Below are 19,386 nucleotides of genomic sequence, written 5' to 3'. Positions count from 1 at the left end.
CGTGCCATGACCCTGATCGCCACGCTTGAACATGCCGATGCCGACCTGACCGCCTGCCTAGCGCGGGTCATGGCGGCTGTCTTGAAACCCGGCGACGTGGTCGCGCTGGAAGGCGCGGTGGGCGCGGGCAAGACCCATTTCGCCCGCGCCTTCATCCGCGCCCGTCAGGGCGATCTGGCCGAGGACGTGCCCAGCCCGACCTTTACCCTTGTCCAGACCTATGACGACCCCATGGGGACCGAGATCTGGCATGCCGACCTGTATCGCCTGACCCATCCCGATGAGCTGGCCGAGCTGGGGCTGGATGAGGCCATGCGCGAGGCCGTGGTGCTGATCGAATGGCCCGATCATGGCGGTCCCCTGCCCGACCCGCTGACCCTTGGCCTTGAGCCGATCCCCGATTTCCCCGATCTGCGCCAGATCACGCTGGCCGGGTCAGAGCCGCGCTGGGGAGGCATGGCCCGCCTGCCCGCAATCGCGCGGCTGCTGCATCGCGCCGGCTGGGGCGAGGCCAGGGTGATCCCGCTGGCGGGCGATGCCTCGGCCCGGCGCTATTTCCGGCTGGTGGATGGCGTGCGCAGCGCGGTGCTGATGGATGCCGCCCCCGGCACGACTGGCGAATATGTCGCGATGACGCAATGGCTGCGCACGCGCGACTTCCATGCGCCCGAGATTCTGGCCGCCGATCAGGTCGAGGGGCTGCTGCTGCTTGAGGATCTGGGCGACGATCTGGTGGCCCGCGTTCTGGCGGCCGAGCCGCAGCTTGCCCCCCGGATCTATGACCGCATGACCGATCTGCTGGTCGATTTGCATCGCCACGCGCCGCCCGATTTCGTGCTGCGGCTGGACGGTCCGGAACTGGCGCGTCAGGTCGGGCTGTTCGCCGAACTTTACCCCGCCGCCGCAGGTGCGCCCGGCAAGGGCCTTGATGTCGCCCGCACCATCGAGGCGCTGCATGCCGAACTGGCCGCCGATGTGACCCCCGTCCTTGGCCTGCGCGATTTCCATGCCGAGAACCTGATCTGGCGCGACGAGGCTCCCTTGGGCGTGCTGGATTTTCAGGACGCGGTTGCAGTGCATCCGGCCTATGACCTTGTCTCGGGGTTGCAGGACGCGCGCCGCGACGTGGACCCGGCGATCGAGGAAGCCCAGATTGCTCGCTATATCGCCGCGACCGGGGTCGATGCCGACCGTTTCCGCGCCGCCTATGCGCTGCTGGGCGCGCAGCGAGGTCTGCGCATCATGGGCATCTTTACCCGTTTGGCGCAGCGCGACGGCAAGCCGCGCTATCTGGCCTTCATGCCACGGGTCTGGGCCGCGATCCGCCGCGATCTGGCCCATCCGGCGCTGGCACCGCTGGCTGCTGCGCTGGACGGGATTCCCGAACCCTCCCCCGACGTGATCGAAAGGATCGCCCGCGGATGAGCCTGCCCCTGATGATCTTTGCCGCCGGCAAGGGCACGCGCATGGCGCCCCTGACCGATGTGACGCCGAAACCGCTGATCGAGGTCGGCGGCCAGACGCTGCTGGACCGCGCGCTGACCCTGGCCGAGCAGGCCGGGACCGGTCCCGTCGTCCTGAACACCCATCATCTGGGCAGCCAGATCCGGCACCATGTCAACGGACGTGCCATTGCCATCTCGGACGAGGCCGATCTGCTGCTGGAAACCGGTGGCGGGTTGCGCAAGGCGCTGCCGCTGCTGGGGACGGGCCCGGTCATCACCATGAACCCGGATGTGGTCTGGACCGGCACAAATCCGGTCCGCGCGCTGCTGGATGCATGGGACGACGGCATGGACGCGCTGCTGATGCTGGTGCCGCTGTCCCATACGCATGGGCGGCAGGGGGCCGGGGATTTCAGTCTTGATCCGGCGGGTCGCCTGATCCGACGCGGCGATCTGGTCTATGGCGGCGTGCAGATCATCCGCCCCGACCGGCTGGCCGAGATCCCCGAGGATATCTTCTCATTGAACCGGCTGTGGGATCTGCTGATCGCGGGTGGCCGGGCGCATGGTCTGATCCATGACGGCGAATGGTGCGACGTGGGCCGCCCCGACTGCATCCCGCTGGCCGAGGCCCTGCTGAATGGCTGACTGGCAGAACGGCGTCTTTGCCCTGCCTTGCGGCGCGGATTTTCCGGGGGCATTCGCCGAGGGACTGATCGCAAGGATGCGGGGTCGCCCGCCGCAGGACATGGCGCGGGTGACGGTGTTCGCGAACTCGGGCCAGTCGCTGCAAGCCTTGCGCGATGCGCTGATCTGGCGTGGCCCGATCATCCTGCCGCAATTGCGGCTGATCGCGGATATCGGAGGCGGCTCGGCCACCGCGCCGCTTGCCCGTCGCCTTGAGCTGGGCCGGTTGATCGACGCGGCCCTGCGCGCCCAGCCCGATCTGGCGCAGGGGCAATCGGTGCCCGAGCTGGCGGCCTCGCTGGCGGGGCTGATGGCCGAAATGCAGCTTGAGGGGTTGGACGCGCAGGCGCTGGACCGGATCGATGCGGGCGATCACGCCCAGCATTGGGGCCGGGCGCTGGCCTTTCTGAAGATTGCCGCAGCCTATTATCTGTCCGACCCGCCACAGGACCGCGAATCCCGCCAGCGTGTCGCCGCCGAGGAATTGGCCGCGGATTGGGTGCGGGGCGAGAACCTGCCGCAAGGCCCGGTGGTCATCGCGGGCTCGACCGGATCGCATGGCGCGACGCGGGATTTTATGCGCGCGGTCGCTCGCTTGCCGATGGGCGCGGTGGTACTGCCGGGCTTTGATCCCGACATGCCGCAGGCGGTCTGGGACGGGCTGGACGCGCGGGCCGAGGATCACCCGCAGGCTCGCTACGCGCCCTTTGTTTCCGAATTCGGCATGCCCCGCGACTGGATCACCGGTACCGCCCCCGATCCCCTGCGCAACCGCCTGATCTCGCTGGCGCTGCGCCCCGCGCCGGTGACCGACCAATGGATCGAGGAAGGTCCCCGCCTTGGCGCGCTGATCCCGGCCACGCAAAACCTGACCCTGATCGAAGCCGAGCAACCCGGACAAGAGGCCGAGGCTGTGGCGCTGGTCATTCGCGACGCGGTGGAACGCGGCCAGCCGGTGACCCTGATCGCCGCTGACCGGATGCTGACCCGCCGCGTGCAATCGGCGCTGGATCGCTGGGCGATCATCCCCGACGATTCCGCCGGTCAGCCCCTGCCGCTGACGGCGCCCGGCCTGTTCCTGCGCCATGTCGCGGACCTGTTCGGGGCCGATCTGATGATCGACGGTTTGCTGACGCTGCTGAAACACCCGGTCATGGCGACTGGCCTTGGCGGCGATTACCGGCGCGAGCATCTGCGCCATACCCGCGATCTTGAACTGGACCTGCGCAAGCATGGCCCGGCCTTCCCGGATGGCGCGGCGCTGCGCGACTGGGCTGATCGCGGCGATGAACGCAGCAAGCCCTGGGCCTTGTGGCTGGCTGGTCTGCTGGACCGGATTGTGCCCTTGGCCCTTGACCGCGGCCCGCGTCCGATGGCGCAGCGGCTGGCCGATCTGCGCCATCTGGCCGAGGATCTGGCGGCCGGTCCGAATGGCAGCGCCGATGCGTCGGAACTGTGGGCCAAGGCCTCGGGCGGGCTGGCGAAGGGCGTGCTGGACCATCTGGCCGCGCATGCGCATCTGGGCCATGCCCTGCGGCCCGGCGAATTCCGCGACCTGCTTTACGATGAATTGCAGGGGCAGGCGGTGCGACAGGACGTGGCCTCGCATCCCTTGGTCCGCTTCCGTGGCCCGCGCGAGGCCCGGACCGAGGCCGTCGGCGAAGCGGCCGGACTGGTCATCCTCGCTGGTTTGAACGAAGGCGGCTGGCCGCAGGCATTGCCGCCCGATCCGTGGCTGTCGCGCCCCATGCGATTGTCGGCCGGACTGACCCTGCCCGAGCGTCGCGTCGGATTGGCCGCGCATGACTTCCAGCAGGCGGTCGGGGCCGCGCAGGTGATCCTGACCCGCGCCCATCGCGATGCCGAGGCCGAGACCATCCCCTCGCGCTGGCTGAACCGGCTGGTGAACCTGCTGGGCGGCCTGCCCGCCCAAGATGGCCCGCAGGCGCTGCGCGAGATGCGCGAACGCGGCCAGCGCTGGCTGGATCTGGCCGGGCTTCAGGCCCAACCGCGCCACCGTCTGACGCCCGCGCGCCGCCCTTCGCCCATTCCGCCCGCGCCCGCGCTGAAGCAGATGTCGGTGACCGAGGTCCGCACCCTGATCCGCGACCCCTATGCGATCTATGCCCGCCGCGTGCTGGGTCTGCGTGCGCTGGACCCGCTGCGCCCGGAACCCGATGCCGCCGAACGCGGGAATGTGCTGCACGCGATCATGGACCGTTTTCTGGCCACCCTGCCCGATCTGCCGGAAACGCCCGCCACGATGAAGGACCGTCTGCTTGAGATCACCGACGCGGTGCTGAACGCCGAGGTGCCCTGGCCCTCGGCCCGGCTGTTCTGGCGTGCGCGCATCGCAGGCATTGCCGACCGGCTGGTCGCGGATGAGGCGCATCGCCTGACCCAGGGCAAGCCCACCGTGGTCGAAAGCTTCGCCCAGCTTTCGGTGCCGGGAACGGATTTCCGCCTGATCGCCAAGCCCGACCGGCTGGACCTGCTGAATGACGGCCGGGTGCATGTCTATGACTACAAGTCCGGCAAGCCACCGACCGATGCCCAGATCGCGCATTTCGACAAGCAGCTTCCGCTTGAGGCGGCGATGGTCGAACAGGGCGCCTTCGACCGCCTAGGCCGGGCTGATGTCGACGGCATCAGCTATATCCAGCTTGGCGGTGAGGGAAAAACCGAGACCCGCAGCTTTGGCCCCGGCTTTGCGCAGGAAACATGGGCGGGCTTCGTGGCATTGATCGGCCTTTATCTGCGCGGCGAGCGCGGCTTTACCGCGCGCCTTGCGATGGAGCGCACCGATCACGCCAGCGATTACGATCACCTGTCGCGCCATGGCGAATGGGACACGACCGAGCCCGCGCAGTCCGAAAGTTTCGACCATGACTAGGATGCAGTTCGACGAGGCCACCTTGGCGCAGGTGCGGGCGGCGGACCCGCTGCGCTCGACCTGGCTGACGGCCAATGCCGGTTCGGGCAAGACGCGGGTGCTGACCGATCGGGTGGCGCGGCTGCTTCTGGCCGGGACCGCGCCGGAAAAGATCCTGTGCCTGACCTATACCAAGGCCGCCGCGACCGAGATGCAGAACCGCCTGCTGGCGCGACTGGGCAAATGGGCGATGCTCCCCGAGGATAAGCTGCGCGAGGAACTGGCTCGGCTGGGCGAGGATCGCGCCCCGGACCTGCCTGCCGCGCGCCGCCTGTTCGCCCGCGCCATCGAAACGCCGGGCGGGCTCAAGGTCCAGACCATCCACAGCTTCTGCGGCGGCGTGCTGCGCCGCTTCCCGATCGAGGCCGGTGTGCCGCATGGCTTCACCGAACTTGACGACCGCAGCGCCGCCCTGATCCGGTCCGAGATCATTGAGGACATGGTGCGTGAGGACGCGCCCGAGCTTTCAGATCTGGTGGTGCTGCAATCTGGCGAAAACCTCGACGCTTTCCTGTCCGGTCTGCGGGGGTTCGAGGCCCCCGCAGACCGGGACCTGCTGTGGGAGGCCTGCGAACTGGACGCGGGCGAGGATCTGGCCTCGCTTCTGGCGCGCACCTTCGCGGATGGCGCGCTGGTCATTCCCGCGCTGGTCCCGCATCTGCTCAAGGGCGGTGCGAACGACCAGAAGGCCGCGGCCAAGCTGCAATCGGGCCTCTGGACCCAGCCTGGCCTTGCCGAGCTTCAGACCCTTGAATCCGTGCTGCTGACCGGCGCGGGCGCGAAGGAACCCTTCTCGCCCAAATACGACAGCTTCCCGACCAAGGCGCTGCGTCAGGGCTCCTGTGCCGAGCTGATCGACGATCTGGCCGTGCTGATGGAGCGCGTCCATGAGGCCCGTCCGCGCCGTCTGGCCCTGGCGCTGGCCGAGCGGAGCCTGTCCCTGCACCGCTTCGCCCATGCCTTTCTGACGCGCTACCGGGCGCAGAAATCGGCGCAGGGCTATCTGGATTTCGACGATCTGATCGACCGCACTGTGCGGCTGCTGTCGGAAAACAGCATGGCGCAATGGGTGCTGTTCCGGCTGGATGGCGGCATCGACCACATCCTTGTGGACGAGGCGCAGGATACTAGCCCGGCGCAATGGCAGGTGATTGAGCGACTGACCGATGAGTTCACCTCGGGTCAGGGCGCGCGCGAGGCCGGTTCACGCAGCCTGTTCGTCGTGGGCGATCCGAAACAGTCGATCTATTCCTTTCAGGGTGCCGACATCGCCGTGTTCGAGGCCCGTCGCGCGGGCTTCGCCGAGGCCTTCGCCGCCGTCGAAAATCCGATGCAGGTGCTGGAGTTGCGCCATTCCTTCCGCTCCTCGACCGCGATCCTGTCGCTGGTCGATCAGGTCTTTGCCGGCGATGCCGCAAAAGGTCTGGGCGATCCTCCGCAGCACCGCGCCTTTCGGAGCGACATGCCGGGCCGCGTCGATCTGTGGCCCGCGATCCCGAAGCCCGATAAACCCGAGCCCGGCGATTGGACCGATCCGGTCGATCGGCCCGCCGAAAACTCGGAGACCACTCAACTGGCCCGTGCCATCGCCCGTGGCATCCGCGATATTCTGGGCACGCCGATTTTCGACGCGAAAAGCGGCAAGGTGCGCCGGGTCCGCGCGGGCGATGTGCTGATCCTTGTCCAGCGCCGCTCGGACCTGTTTGCGGAAATCATCGCGGCGCTGAAATCCGCGAACCTGCCCGTCGCGGGCGCTGACCGACTGAAGCTGGCGGGTGAAATGGCCGTGCGCGATATCCGCGCCGTGCTGTCCGTCCTTGCCACGCCCGAAGACGACCTGTCGCTGGCCGCCGCCCTGCGTTCGCCTATTTTCGGGCTGAGCGAGGGCGAGCTTTACCGCCTCTCGGTCGGACGTCAGCCCAAAGAGTATCTTGTCAAGCGCTTGCGCGAGTCCCGGCATCGCAGCGCATATGACTTGCTTGACGATTTGATGGACCAGACCGGATTCATGCGCCCCTATGACTTGATCTCGCGCTTGCTGGTCCGGCATGGCGCGCGCGAACGTCTGGTGGCCCGACTTGGCCCCGAGGCCGAGGATGGCATCGACGAATTGCTGTCGCAGGCGCTCAGCTACGAATCCAGCGAAACCCCGTCGCTGACCGGTTTCCTTGTCTGGCTGACCGCCGACGATGTCGAGGTCAAACGTCAGCCCGGCTCGGCCGGCGAACATGGCGATGGGTTGATCCGGGTGATGACGGTGCATGGCTCGAAAGGCCTTGAAAGCCCCATCGTCATCATGCCTGACGCTTCCAAGCGCCGTCCCCCGCGTGAGGGGCAGGTGCTGACCCTGCCCGGTGGTCTGGCCCTGTGGCGCGGTAGGAAGGGCGAGCGGCCCGAAACCATCGAGGCACTGGCCACCGATCAGACGGAACGCCAGCTGCAGGAACGCAAACGCCTGCTTTATGTCGGCCTGACTCGCGCTGAAAGCTGGCTGATCCTTGCCGCGGCGGGCGAAACCGGCATGGCCGAGGATAGCTGGCACAGTCTGGTCGAGGCGGGCTTTGGCCGTTCGGACCTGACCGAAAGCCGCGTGCCCATGCCCGGCGGCGGAGAGATCCGGCGATTGGCCTTTGGCGAGTGGCCGACCGAGGCGCCCCAGACCGTCTATATCGAAAAACCACCCGTCGCCGCGCCGGATTGGTTGCGTGCAGCGATTCCACCCATCCCAGAAAAGCGCCGTACCGTCGCTCCTACGAAGCTTGGCGGCGCAAAGGCGATTGCGGGCACGGGAGACGGTGATAGCGCCGCATCAATCCAGTTCGGTCTATGGCTGCATCTGCTGATGGAGCATCTGCCGGGAAGCGATCCCGCACAATGGCCCGACATTGCCCGCGACGTGTTGGTGAATTCCGAGGGTGGCCTACCTGTACCCGAGATGCTGGCGGGTCTTCTGGATGAGGCTCAGGAAATCCTGACTGCACCGGCTCTGGATGAGGTGTTCAAGCTGCCCGTGGCGGCTGAGGTGTTTCATGAGCTTGAGATTTCTGCCCCTGTGCCGGAAATTGGCATGCTTTGCGGTAAGATCGACCGGCTGGTGGTCGCCGGCGACCGTATTCTGGCCGTCGATTACAAGTCGAACCGCGATGTTCCGGCGACGCCCGAAGCCACGCCCTTGGGCATCTTGCGCCAGATGGCGGCCTATCGCGCGGCCTTGCGGCAGCTGTGGCCAGATCTGCCGGTCGAGACGGCGGTGCTGTGGACCGCGACGCGCAGCCTGATGGCCCTGCCCGGCGGGTTGCTGGACGACGTGTTGGCGGGTCTTGACCCTGCCCGGTCCCATCCCTAGCTCTTGCAGGACAGCCCAGCCGGCCCGTTGCCGGCGCATCGAGGAGATTTCAATGGCCACCCAAGCCGTTTCCGACGCCGAGTTCGATACCGAAGTCCGCCAGTCCGCGACCCCGGTCGTGGTCGATTTCTGGGCCGAATGGTGTGGCCCCTGCCGCCAGATCGGCCCGGCGCTGGAAGAGCTTGCCGCCGAATATGACGGCAAGGTCAAGATCGTGAAGGTCAATGTCGACGAAAACCCGGAAAGCCCGGCCGCCCTTGGCGTGCGTGGCATCCCGGCGCTGTTCCTGTTCAAGGATGGCGAGGTCGTCTCGAACAAGATCGGCGCCGCGCCCAAGGCCGCGCTGAAGGCCTGGATCGACGACGCAATCTGAGTCGATTGATTAGCTGAAAATTCGGGGGCGGCAGGTCAGATCGGCCAGCCGCCCCTTCTCATTGCAGCAAGGATGCGCTCGCCGGCATCGGGCAGCGTCGCGTTGATCGATTTCTTCTGCAGGAACCAATAGACATACTTGTCGAAATCGGGGGCAAAGGTTTCGGCCTGCGCCAGCGCCTCGGATGCGCCCAGTTCGGCGACACTCAGCCCGATATGATGAAAGTCGATCTGCGCGAACAGCACTGCCGGCTTGCCCAGCAGCAGGCCGTCAAAGGCCACGGCACTGTTCTGGGTCGCGACAAGGCTGCAGTCGCGCAGAACCGGAGCGGTGCGCGGCGCGAATTTCAGGTTGGGGTGGTGGCGCAGCAGCGTGTGCAGCGCGTCCATGTCGCCCGGATCGTAGTGATGGCCGGGATGCAGCGTCACGATGGCGTGCCTGCCGGTTCGGGCCACGGCCTCGACCATGTCGAGCGGGCTCATGGTCTGAAAGCCGCGGCAGCGGCGGATATGGACCTGCAGCGGCACAAGGATCGGACCGTCGCGCCGTGGTGGCGGACCGGGCAGGACGCGCGCGCGCAACCGGTTGGCGAAGTCGCGGGCCTCGGTCGGGTCGATGCTGTCGGGATCATAGGCGCTGCGCGCGACCTCGAAGCGCCAGCGCTGCTGCGTCGGCTCGATCTGCCAGAACGGGTAGTGATAGGCGCGGCGAAAGGACAGTGAGCGCGCGTCGGGCGGCGCGGCCGCGTGAAACAGCGCATAACCGTCCAGATCGGCAGCGCGCAGCCGTGCATGTTCGCTGGCCTCGTGCCATTCGACGCGCCAGCCCGCGCCCTCGACGGTCGCTTTCAGCACGTTCATGAAGTTGAACGTCCCGTCCACCGCCGTTTTCAACATCGGGGCTTCCAGATAGACGCGCAGGGTGGTCGTGTTGCTCATAAGGGCAGGCTAGCGGTCAGGCTCGGGTTGCGAAAGCCCCTGACGCCTCATATCTGAGCCGCAGACCAAAGCGGAGAATACGCATGTCCGATGAGAAATTTCCCGGCTGGCACGGCACCACGATCCTTGCGGTGCGGCGCGGCGGCAAGGTCGTCGTCGCCGGGGACGGTCAGGTCAGCGTTGGCCCGACCGTGATGAAGGGCACTGCCCGCAAGGTGCGTCGCCTGACGCCCGGCGGCCATGACGTGGTGGTGGGCTTTGCCGGATCGACCGCCGATGCCTTTACCCTGCTGGAGCGGCTGGAGAAGAAGCTGGAAAGCGCACCGGGTCAGCTGGCGCGGGCCTGCGTCGATCTGGCCAAGGACTGGCGCATGGACAAGTACCTGCGCAATCTGGAAGCCATGCTGATCGTGACCGACGGCAAGGAAATATTTGTCGTGACCGGCGCGGGCGACGTGCTGGAGCCGGAACATGACGTGGCGGCAATCGGTTCAGGTGGGAATTTCGCGCTGGCTGCGGCGCGTGGCCTGATGGCCAGCGATCTGGATGCCGAGGGCGTGGCGCGGGCAGCGATGAAGATCGCCGCCGATATCTGCGTCTATACGAACGGCAACCTGACCGTCGAGATTTTGGGCTGAAGGGGGGCTCTGCCCCCGTCCTTCGGACCCCCCCGGGGTATTTCGGAAACGGTGAATTCAATCCCGTTTCCAGCATGAAGAAAGGTTCAACATGAGTGATTTGACGCCGCGCGAGATCGTGTCCGAGCTTGATCGCTTCATCATCGGCCAGAAAGAGGCCAAGCGCGCCGTCGCCGTCGCCCTGCGCAACCGCTGGCGTCGTCGCCAGCTGGGCGACGACCTGCGTGACGAGGTCTATCCGAAGAACATCCTGATGATCGGGCCGACCGGCGTCGGCAAGACTGAGATCAGCCGCCGTCTGGCCAAGCTGGCCCGCGCGCCGTTCCTGAAGGTCGAGGCGACGAAGTTCACCGAAGTGGGCTATGTCGGCCGCGATGTCGAGCAGATCATCCGCGATCTGGCCGATGCCGCGATCATCGAGACCCGTGAGCGCATGCGCGAAGAGGTCAAGGCCAAGGCGCATAAATCGGCCGAGGATCGTGTCGTCGCGGCCCTTGCGGGCGATGGCGCGCGCGAGCAGACACAGGCGATGTTCCGCGACAAGCTGAAGCGCGGTGAGCTGGACGACACGATCATCGAGCTGGAGCTGCAGGACAACTCCAATCCGCTGGGCATGATGGATGTTCCCGGCCAGCCCGGTGCCATGGGCGGGATGATGGATCTGTCGGGCCTGATGAAGGCCTTCGGCGGGCGTCGCGTGCGGCGCAAGGTCAGTGTCAAGGAAAGCTATGACCTGCTGATCGCCGAAGAGGCCGACAAGCTGCTGGATGATGAGGCCGTCAAGGCGGCGGCGCTGGAATCGGTGCAGGAAAACGGCATCGTCTTCATCGATGAGATCGACAAGGTCGCGGCGCGGACCGATGCCCGTGGCGGCGACGTTTCACGTGAAGGCGTGCAGCGCGACCTGCTGCCGCTGATCGAGGGCACGACGGTTTCGACCAAATATGGCCCGGTCAAGACCGACCATATCCTGTTCATCGCCAGCGGTGCCTTTCACATCGCCAAGCCTTCGGACCTGCTGCCAGAGCTTCAGGGCCGTCTGCCGATCCGGGTTGAGTTGCGCCCGCTGACCGAGGAGGATTTCGTTCGCATCCTGACCGAGACTGACAACGCCCTGACGCGCCAATACACCGCGCTGATGGCGACCGAAGGCGTGGTGGTCGAGTTCACCGAGACCGGCATCCGGGCGCTGGCGCGGATCGCGGCCGAGGTCAACGGCTCGGTCGAGAATATCGGTGCGCGGCGGCTTTATACCGTGATCGAGCGGGTCTTTGAGGAGCTGTCCTTCAGCGCCCCCGACCGTTCGGGCGAAAGCGTGACCGTGGACGAGGCCTTTGTCGAGAAGCACCTGGGCGACCTGTCGCGTTCGACCGATCTGTCGCGCTACGTGCTGTGATGGAACCCCCGGGGGCTGCTGTGGTTGAAGAACTGCAGCAACCCTGGGGAGCTTCATGAAGTTTATCATCGGACTGATCATCTTTGCCCTCGATGTCTGGGCGATCGCCATGATCATCAATTCCAATGCCGAGACATCGACCAAGATCCTGTGGATTGCGCTGGTCGCCTTCCTGCCGGTTCTGGGGCTGATCATCTGGTGGTTTGCGGGACCGAAGCCGAATTACAGCGCATGACAAGGCGGCCCTCGGGCCGCCTTTTCGCATTCAGCGCCGCAGGTAGACGTAATAGGCCCCTTCGCCGCCATGACGGCGATGGGCGTGCCTGACCTGCAGCACCAGCTGGTTCAGCGGCGCCATTTGCAGCCATAGTGGCACGTTATGGCGCAAAGCACCGGGGCGGACCGGCAGCGGCGCGTCCGGGCCACCCTCGCGGCCCTTGCCGGTGATGACCAGCACCAGCCTGCGCCCGTCGGCATGGGCGTTCAGGATGAAGCGCAGCAGCTGCGGCTGGGCGACGCTGAGGGTCATGCCATGCAGGTCGATCCGCACCTCGGGAACAAGCTTGCCCTGATTCATCCGGCGATGGGTCTTGTGATCCATCCGCACCGGCTGGTCGCGCAGCGCCTTGCCGGGATGGGGGGAAAGCTCGATTCGGGTCGAGGATTTCCCCAGCGGCTTTGCCCCAATGCGGAAATCGACGGGTAGCGGCTCGGGTTCGGGCGAATGTGGTTTTACCGCCGGGGCCTTGGGGGACTCCAGCGGTTCCAGCTTGGTCTTGCGGGACGGATGGATCGGGACCGTCGTCTGGGCAATGCGGGACCAGAGGGCCTGTTCGTCGGCCGTCAGGCCCCTGCGCCGCGCCATTTACGCCGTGGCGACAAGCTGCCAGTTCGGGTCGTTCGACCCCATCTGACGGGCAAAGGTCCAAGTGTCGCGCTGCTTGCGCGAGGCTTTGGGATCGCCCTCGACGACATTGCCGGCGGCATCGCGGGTGGCCACGATCATTTCGCCGACGAAGCGCACCGAAATCTCGGCCTGACCGGTTGCCGGGTTGAATTCCGCCGCGGCGAGCGCGGTTTCGCGCGTGCCAAGGAATTGCGCCTCGGTGGTCAGGCCGCGGGCCTTGCGGTCGGCGATCACGGATTCGAAGGCCTCGGCCACAGGCGGCGCGAGGAAGGCGCGGACATCACTGATATCGCCACGTTCGAAGCTCATCAGGATCATCTCATAGGCGGCTTTCGCACCGGACAGGAACGGGCCGACCTGGAAGTCGGGCTCGACCTGTTTCATCGCGGTAAGGGCGCGGGCATTGGCGCTGCCCGGCTCGGCGTGATCGTTGATATCGGTATCCGGGGTATCGGCGGTGCCGTCGATCACGTCGAAGCGGCGGGGGGCCGGACGTTCCTCGGGGACGCGGGGGGCTTCGAACCCGTCACGCGTGCCAAGAACCCCCCGAAGGCGGAGGATCAGGAAAATCGCGATCGCGGCAAGAACAAGAAGTTGCAGCATTGGGTTCGACATCAACGGTCCTTGAGGAGCTTTCGGAGCGGGCGCTTGATACCTATGTAGGATGCAGGGCGGTGCAAGTCCAGTTTGCCGCCTGTGGAAGTCAAAAGTGAAAGGTGCGCCCATGTGGCTGCTATTGCCATTCGTCATCCTGCCGATCGTCGAGATCGCGCTGTTCATTCAGGTTGGCGGTGCGATCGGTGTCCTGCCGACGATCCTTCTGGTCCTGCTGTCCGCAGTTGCGGGCGTCGCCGTCATGCGCCGTCAGGGTGCGCTGGCGATGCTGGATGTGCAACGTGCGATGCAGGAATTCCGCGACCCGTCCGCGCCGATGGCGCATGGGGCGCTGATCATGGTGGCGGGGGCACTGATGGTGATTCCGGGTCTGTTTACCAGCGCAGTGGGCGTGCTGCTGCTGATCCCGGCAGTGCGCAGCCTGGTGATGCGCTGGATGGGTCGCAAGGTCCGCGTATCCGGCGTGGGCTTTGGCTATCCGGGGCGCGAGGCCGATGTGATGGGTGATTTCCCTTCGGGTTTCGGGCGTCGCGGCAATTCCCGCGATGGGGTGATCGACGGCGAATATTCCGTGCAGGATGATCCGCCTGCCCCGGTGCGCGAAGGGCTGACCGATGATCGTCCGGCAGGCGGGCCACGGCCCGGCAGCTCGGGCTGGACCCGGCATTGAGCGTCATCCGCGAGGGTGCTAGAACCCTTCGGATGACAGGGAGACCCCAATGAGCGACGAAACCACCAACGGAGCCGCAGCGCCGGCCGGCACCCAGCCCGCCGTCCGCATGCAGATCCTGACCCAGTATATCCGTGACCTCTCGTTCGAGAATGCCGTCGCGCAGAAGGGCCTGCCCTCGGGCGAGGTCCAGCCCGAGATCAGCGTCCAGGTCAGCCTTGATGCCCGCAAGCGCACGACCGAGCACCAGTACGAGGTCATCAGCAAGTTCCGCGTCCAGTCCGTCAATGCGGCGGACAAATCGCCGATCTTCCTGTGCGAGCTGGATTACGGCGGCATCTTCCACGTCGAGGGCGTGCCCGAGGAACAACTGCACCCGTTCCTGATGATCGAATGCCCGCGCATGCTGTTCCCCTTCGTGCGCCGCATCATTTCGGACATGACCCGCGATGGCGGCTTCCCGACCTTCAATATGGACCCGGTCGATTTCGTGGCGCTGTACCGTCAGGAAATTTCGCGTCGGGTTCAGGCCGAGCGTCCGGCCGACCAGCCGCTGTCCTGATCAGCGTGACTTAGTATTTCGGCCCGCGCGTTCCCGGCAATGCGCGGGCCTTATCATATTCATCAGCAGGGGAAAGTCATGGCGAAACGCGCGCAACGCGCATGGCAGCGGATGCTTTCGGGCCGCAGGCTGGATCTGCTGGACCCGACCCCTGTCGATATCGAGATTTCGGATATTGCGCATGGTTTGGCATTCGTCGCGCGCTGGAATGGCCAGACTCGCGGCGACTGGGCCTATTCGGTGGCCGAGCATTCCCTGCTGGTCGAGGAAATCCATCGCCGCGCCCAACCCGATTGCGATCCGCGCTGGCATCTGGCGGCGCTTTTGCACGACGCCCCTGAATATGTGATCGGGGACATGATTTCCCCGGTCAAAGCCGCGCTTGGTCAGGAATATGGTGAAATGGACGCGCGGCTGACCGCCGCCATTCACCTGCGCTTCGGATTGCCCGCGCAATTGCCCAAGACCGTCAAGGCGGCGATCAAAAGCGCGGATCGGGTGTCGGCATGGCTGGAGGCCGTGCAGATCGCGGGATTTTCGCAAGCCGAGGCCGACCGGCTATTCCCGGTTCCGGCCGAGGAATTGCTGGAGGGATTGGAAATCCGGCTGCGTCCGCCGATCGAGACCCGCAATGCCTATCTGGCACAGTTCGAAATACTGATTTCGGAAATCGATCGTCGGTGAAAAATGAAAACCCCGCCGGAAGGGCGGGGTTTGGGAAATCAGATTTCCAGATCGGCCATGGATTTGCCGGCATCCAGCGCCTCGACAACCCAGCGCGGCTTGCGGCCACGACCGGTCCAGGTGGCGTCCGGATTGGCGGGGTCGGCATATTTCGCGGCAACCTTGCCACGTGCGGGTTTCACATCGGCCAGATCAGCAAAGGTGAAACCGAATTCCCGAGCGGCATTTTCCACAGCGGCCAGAGCTTCGCGCTTGCGACGGTCCTCAAAAGTCGAAATGGATTTTTCGACCTTGTTGCGCAGGTCGCGCAGCTCGCGAAGGGACATTTGGTCCAGATCAAGTTCCATTTTCATTTCCTAAGCGTATTTAAATCTTATCCACCATATAAGCAGACATGCTCAAAAGTGATATGGCTATAAGTACAGGTTGCACAATTTCGTGAAATACTACTTAGGGCTGCGCTTTGCCAATATTCGCTGCAGGGTTCTGCGGTGCATATGCAGGCGCCGCGCAGTTTCACTGACATTGCGGTCGCATTGCTCATAGACGCGCTGGATATGTTCCCAGCGCACGCGATCCGCGGACATCGGGGATTCGGGCGGCGGCGGCAACATTTCTGAATCGCTGGACAGAAGGGCGCGCGTCACCTCTTCGGCATCTGCGGGCTTCGACAGATAGTCGGTCGCACCCATTTTGACGGCGGCGACTGCCGTGGCAATGGCGCCATATCCGGTCAGCACGATAATGCGGGCATCGGCGCGTGCTTCGCGCAGGGCATCGACCACATCCAGCCCATTGCCATCCTCAAGCCGCAGATCGACCACCGCATAGGCCGGAGGCTTATCTGCGACGATTGCTTTTGCATCTGCAATAGACGAGGCGCGCGTGACGCTGAAGCCGCGCTTTTCCATGGCTCGAGCCAGGCGGTTCAGAAAGATTTCGTCGTCATCAACCAGAAGAAGGCTGGCATCGGGTCCGATATTCCGGCTTTCGGCCATGGTCAGTTACCCCTGAAAAAATACCCGGTGGCTTCTAGGCGGAAATGACCCTCGGGTCAAACCGACTCGATTTGCCGCAGTTCACACTGCATTGATTGCCCGCCCGTCCCTGCGTATCAATCGGTGATTTCCGATCAAGGAGGGAACAGGTGCTTATTGGCCTCGTTTCGCGGCGCTTCGACCTGCTGCCCGGCCAGCCCGGTCCCGAGCCGATCCGACTGAGAACACTGATCCTGCTGCGTTGGGTGGCCATCTGCGGCCAGACCGTCGCCGTGGGCGTGGCGCTGCTGATCGGCGCGCATCTGAGCCTGGGTCCGGTGATGGTGGTGCTGGGGCTAGCGATGATCCTCAACCTTGCGATGATGCTGCGGCCCGACAGGCGCATCTCGGCGCTGGAGGCCGCTTGGCAGCTGGGATTCGACCTTGCCCAGATCGCAGCGCTGCTGTCGCTGACCGGCGGGCTGTCCAATCCCTTCGCGCTGCTGTTGCTGGCCCCGGTGACGGTGGCGGCAACGGCGCTGCCCGGACGGCAACTGATGGCTCTGGGGATCGCTACCTTCATCATGGTCTCGATGACGGCGTGGTTCGCGCGGCCAATGACGTTCTCGGATAACGGGATAGCGGTGCTCAGCGATCCGCTGCTGGTGGGCAGCTGGTTTGCCATCATCATCGGCGCGCTGTTCTTTGCGCTTTATGCCCGGACCGTCACCGCCGAGATCACCGCAACTTCGGACGCGCTGTTTGCCGCGCGCATGGCGCTGGAACGCGAGCAGCGGCTGCAACATCTGGGCGGCGTCGTCGCCGCTGCCGCGCATGAGATGGGCACACCGCTGGCGACGATCAAACTGGTCAGTTCCGAGTTGGCCGATGAGATCGGCGAGGCCCTGCCCGACCGCGATGATCTGGCCGAGGATATGGAGTTGTTGCGCCAATCCGCCGACCGCTGCGGGGCGATCCTGCGCTCGATGGGCAGTGCCGGGCGCGACGATCTGCTGATCCGCAGCGCGCCCTTGCGGCAGGTTCTGGAAGAGGCCGCAGGCCCGCATCGCGACCGTGGTATCCGCATCCGCATCGAGATCACCGGCGATCACCCCAGTATCCAGCGCGATGCGGCCTTGATCCACGGCCTGCGCAACCTGATCCAGAACGCGGTCGATTTCGCCTCGGTCGAGGTGCTGATCGAGGCCAAGGCAGACCGGCGTGAAATCAGGCTGCGTATCGCCGATGACGGTCCGGGCTTTCCCTTGGCGATCCTGCCGCGTCTTGGCAGCCCTTTCCTGACCACTCGCCCCCGCTCCGAGGACGGGCGCAGCTATGAGGGCATGGGGCTGGGCCTGTTCATCGCCAAGACCCTGCTGGAGCGGTCCGGGGCGGCGGTGCGCTTTGGCAACCGCCAACGCGGCGCGCAGGTGACGGTCACCTGGCCGCGTGAAGTGATCGAGGCCAAGAATGATCGAGGGGCCTTGGGGCAGAATCCGCATATTTCCTAATAGCGTTAACTCTTCGTTTATTTTTCTCGTTATAGTTGTGAATGTTTGTAGCTATGCCGGGGCGGACCGATGCTTGCGCAATTCCTGATCGCTTTCGCGGCGGCTCTGGCCGCCGTTGTGCTGTTTCGGCTGCTTGCGGTCGGAACCAAAAGGCGGCGGCCCGAGCAGGCTCGGCTGGAACGGGATGTGGAGCCGATCGTCTTTCTGTTCCGCGATCGGGTGCTGGTCGATGCGACATCGCCCGCACGACTGCTGCTGTCGGTCATGCCGGGGGATAGCGACTGGCAACGCGTCATGGGCTGGCTTGCTTCTCGTCTGCCGCAGGAAACGGGGCTTGACCGCGAAGCCCGCCCGCCTCGGTTGGAGTTGACGGGGGATAACGGGTTTCGCCTGCTGGCCGAGGATCTCGGGTCCGGGCATTTGCGCCTGACGCTGGCCGATCCGACCGCAGCAAATGCTGGAATCGTGGTGGATTCGCTGTCCTTTGCCGCGATGGAGCATGAATTGCAGATCCTGCGCAGCACTATCGATCATTCGCCGATGCTGGCTTGGCGGCAGGATGGGCAGGGGCATGTGACATGGGCCAATTCCGCTTATCTGCAGATGGTCGAAGAGGTCTCGGACGGTGAAACCCAATGGCCGCTGCCACGGCTGATCGACCTGCCCGCCGCGACCGTACCGGCACAGGGCACGGTCCAGGTAGCGCGCCGGATGCAGGTTCGAAACGATCAACACGGACGCTGGTATGATTGTCATATCCATGACGTCGCCGATCAGACCGTCGCCATGGCCCTGCCCGCCGATGCCGCCGTCCGGGCCGAGCGCAGCCTGCGCGAATTTGTCCAGACCCTGACCAAGACCTTTGCCGATCTGCCCATCGGGCTTGCGATCTTTGACCGTGACCGGAAGCTGCAGTTATTCAACCCTGCGTTGATCGACCTGACCGGACTGGCGACGGGATTCCTGACCGCGCGACCTACCCTCTTTGCCTTTCTCGACCGTCTGCGCGAGGCGCGGATGGTTCCCGAGCCCAAGGATTATCGCAGCTGGCGTGAACAGATGAACTCGCTAGAGGCGGCGGCCTCCTCGGGGCGGCATGTCGAGACATGGTCGCTGCCCGGTGGCCAGACCTATCGCGTCACTGGCCGCCCGCATCCCGATGGCGCGATTGCCTTCCTGCTTGAAGACATCACCTCAGAGATTTCGCTGACCCGCAAGTTCCGGGCCGATCTCTCGCTGGGTGCGGATGTGCTGGATGCGCTCGACGACGCCATCGCCGTTTTTGCGGTGAACGGAGAGCTGATCCTGTCAAACCGCCGCTATACGACGATCTGGAACACGCCGCCCCGCGGCACGCTTGAGGACCAGTTCGCCCATTGGACCGCTGCCTGCGGTGACAGTCCGGGTTTGGCGGCGTTGCGGCAGGCCTTTGCGCAACCCGCCTCTGATCCGGCTCGCAACGGGGCAATTGCCGGACCGACGGGCGGGCTTCTGTCATGGAGCCTGCGGTCGCTTTCGGGCGGCCGTACCCTTTTGCGCTTTCAGGCGATGGTCGATCTGGCATCGGTCGATCATCCGGTTCGACAGCAAACAGGTCAGGGAAGCGCTGACCTGCCGGGCGATTCGCCCGAACAATCGGTCGCGCAGCAGGCTTAAGCCGCGCAGGGCTTGCCCGTCGCGATCAGCTGTAGTTCCCTGACGCCGA

The 19,386-nt window shown here is 65.2% G+C and carries 18 protein-coding genes; 13 read left to right on the top strand and 5 right to left on the bottom strand.

Features of this window, described 5'->3' with window-relative positions; genetic code table 11:
• Positions 1-6: 6 nt before the first annotated feature.
• The 5 genes from tsaE to trxA are packed head-to-tail and all read left to right on the top strand — an operon-like array spanning position 7 to position 8,783.
• On the top strand, positions 7-1,425 hold the full coding sequence (tsaE, locus tag GL300_RS08205; protein WP_155039107.1) for a tRNA (adenosine(37)-N6)-threonylcarbamoyltransferase complex ATPase subunit type 1 TsaE: 1,419 nt from the start codon (positions 7-9) through the stop codon (positions 1,423-1,425).
• Complete coding sequence (locus tag GL300_RS08200; protein ID WP_155039106.1) at positions 1,422-2,093, top strand: nucleotidyltransferase family protein; 672 nt, start codon at positions 1,422-1,424, stop codon at positions 2,091-2,093. The genes tsaE and GL300_RS08200 overlap by 4 nt, the downstream gene beginning before the upstream one ends.
• On the top strand, positions 2,086-5,025 hold the full coding sequence (gene addB / locus GL300_RS08195) for a double-strand break repair protein AddB (RefSeq protein ID WP_155039105.1): 2,940 nt from the start codon (positions 2,086-2,088) through the stop codon (positions 5,023-5,025). Before GL300_RS08200 ends, addB begins: the two co-directional genes overlap by 8 nt.
• Positions 5,018-8,410, top strand: coding sequence for a double-strand break repair helicase AddA (gene addA / locus GL300_RS08190; protein WP_155039104.1), 3,393 nt, complete (start codon positions 5,018-5,020; stop codon positions 8,408-8,410). The genes addB and addA overlap by 8 nt, the downstream gene beginning before the upstream one ends.
• A 52-nt stretch (positions 8,411-8,462) precedes the next feature.
• Positions 8,463-8,783, top strand: coding sequence for a thioredoxin (trxA, locus tag GL300_RS08185; RefSeq protein WP_155039103.1), 321 nt, complete (start codon positions 8,463-8,465; stop codon positions 8,781-8,783).
• Between the two features lie 35 nt (positions 8,784-8,818).
• On the opposite strand, the gene GL300_RS08180 is transcribed toward trxA, so the two are convergent.
• Positions 8,819-9,721: a hypothetical protein gene (locus GL300_RS08180; RefSeq protein WP_155039102.1), complete on the bottom strand. Its 903-nt coding sequence runs from the start codon at positions 9,719-9,721 to the stop codon at positions 8,819-8,821.
• Between the two features lie 83 nt (positions 9,722-9,804).
• Here GL300_RS08180 and hslV point away from each other — a divergent pair, with 83 nt between their 5' ends.
• The 3 genes from hslV (at position 9,805) to GL300_RS08165 (ending at position 11,990) form a co-directional block, all read left to right on the top strand.
• Positions 9,805-10,359, top strand: coding sequence for an ATP-dependent protease subunit HslV (gene hslV, locus GL300_RS08175; RefSeq protein WP_155039101.1), 555 nt, complete (start codon positions 9,805-9,807; stop codon positions 10,357-10,359).
• Positions 10,360-10,450: 91 nt separating this feature from the next.
• Positions 10,451-11,755, top strand: a complete 1,305-nt coding sequence (gene hslU / locus GL300_RS08170; protein ID WP_155039100.1) for an ATP-dependent protease ATPase subunit HslU — start codon at positions 10,451-10,453, stop codon at positions 11,753-11,755.
• 55 nt (positions 11,756-11,810) lie between these two features.
• On the top strand, positions 11,811-11,990 hold the full coding sequence (locus GL300_RS08165) for a PLD nuclease N-terminal domain-containing protein (protein WP_155039099.1): 180 nt from the start codon (positions 11,811-11,813) through the stop codon (positions 11,988-11,990).
• Positions 11,991-12,020: 30 nt separating this feature from the next.
• On the opposite strand, the gene GL300_RS08160 is transcribed toward GL300_RS08165, so the two are convergent.
• On the bottom strand, positions 12,021-12,620 hold the full coding sequence (locus GL300_RS08160; RefSeq protein WP_155039098.1) for a Smr/MutS family protein: 600 nt from the start codon (positions 12,618-12,620) through the stop codon (positions 12,021-12,023).
• Positions 12,621-13,277: a Tim44/TimA family putative adaptor protein gene (locus GL300_RS08155; protein WP_155039097.1), complete on the bottom strand. Its 657-nt coding sequence runs from the start codon at positions 13,275-13,277 to the stop codon at positions 12,621-12,623.
• Between the two features lie 109 nt (positions 13,278-13,386).
• Between GL300_RS08155 and GL300_RS08150 the strand changes: the two genes are divergently transcribed.
• From GL300_RS08150 to GL300_RS08140, 3 genes are all read left to right on the top strand, one after another.
• Positions 13,387-13,947 carry an FxsA family protein gene (locus GL300_RS08150; RefSeq protein WP_155039096.1) on the top strand — a complete coding sequence of 187 codons (561 nt, stop codon included), beginning with the start codon at positions 13,387-13,389 and terminating at the stop codon, positions 13,945-13,947.
• A 49-nt stretch (positions 13,948-13,996) separates the two neighbouring features.
• Positions 13,997-14,509, top strand: a complete 513-nt coding sequence (secB, locus tag GL300_RS08145) for a protein-export chaperone SecB (RefSeq protein ID WP_155039095.1) — start codon at positions 13,997-13,999, stop codon at positions 14,507-14,509.
• Between the two features lie 78 nt (positions 14,510-14,587).
• On the top strand, positions 14,588-15,193 hold the full coding sequence (locus GL300_RS08140; RefSeq protein WP_155039094.1) for a YfbR-like 5'-deoxynucleotidase: 606 nt from the start codon (positions 14,588-14,590) through the stop codon (positions 15,191-15,193).
• Positions 15,194-15,231: 38 nt separating this feature from the next.
• Here GL300_RS08140 and GL300_RS08135 read toward each other — a convergent pair whose 3' ends face one another.
• The gene (locus tag GL300_RS08135; RefSeq protein ID WP_155039093.1) at positions 15,232-15,540 is read right to left on the bottom strand and encodes an H-NS histone family protein; all 309 of its coding nucleotides are present in this window, start codon (positions 15,538-15,540) and stop codon (positions 15,232-15,234) included.
• Positions 15,541-15,639: 99 nt separating this feature from the next.
• Positions 15,640-16,191 (bottom strand): ActR/PrrA/RegA family redox response regulator transcription factor, encoded by a 552-nt coding sequence (locus GL300_RS08130; RefSeq protein WP_155039092.1) that lies wholly within the window; start codon positions 16,189-16,191, stop codon positions 15,640-15,642.
• A gap of 149 nt (positions 16,192-16,340) precedes the next feature.
• Here GL300_RS08130 and GL300_RS08125 point away from each other — a divergent pair, with 149 nt between their 5' ends.
• Positions 16,341-17,681, top strand: coding sequence for an ActS/PrrB/RegB family redox-sensitive histidine kinase (locus GL300_RS08125; RefSeq protein ID WP_343042938.1), 1,341 nt, complete (start codon positions 16,341-16,343; stop codon positions 17,679-17,681).
• 69 nt (positions 17,682-17,750) lie between these two features.
• On the top strand, positions 17,751-19,337 hold the full coding sequence (locus tag GL300_RS08120) for a PAS-domain containing protein (RefSeq protein WP_155039091.1): 1,587 nt from the start codon (positions 17,751-17,753) through the stop codon (positions 19,335-19,337).
• Positions 19,338-19,386: the final 49 nt, after the last annotated feature.

Source organism: Paracoccus litorisediminis, from assembly GCF_009711205.1.
In the GTDB taxonomy this organism is placed as follows: Bacteria; Pseudomonadota; Alphaproteobacteria; order Rhodobacterales; family Rhodobacteraceae; genus Paracoccus; species Paracoccus litorisediminis.
Note: the sequence above shows the minus strand (reverse complement) of the source record. Positions and strands in the feature narration are given on the sequence as shown.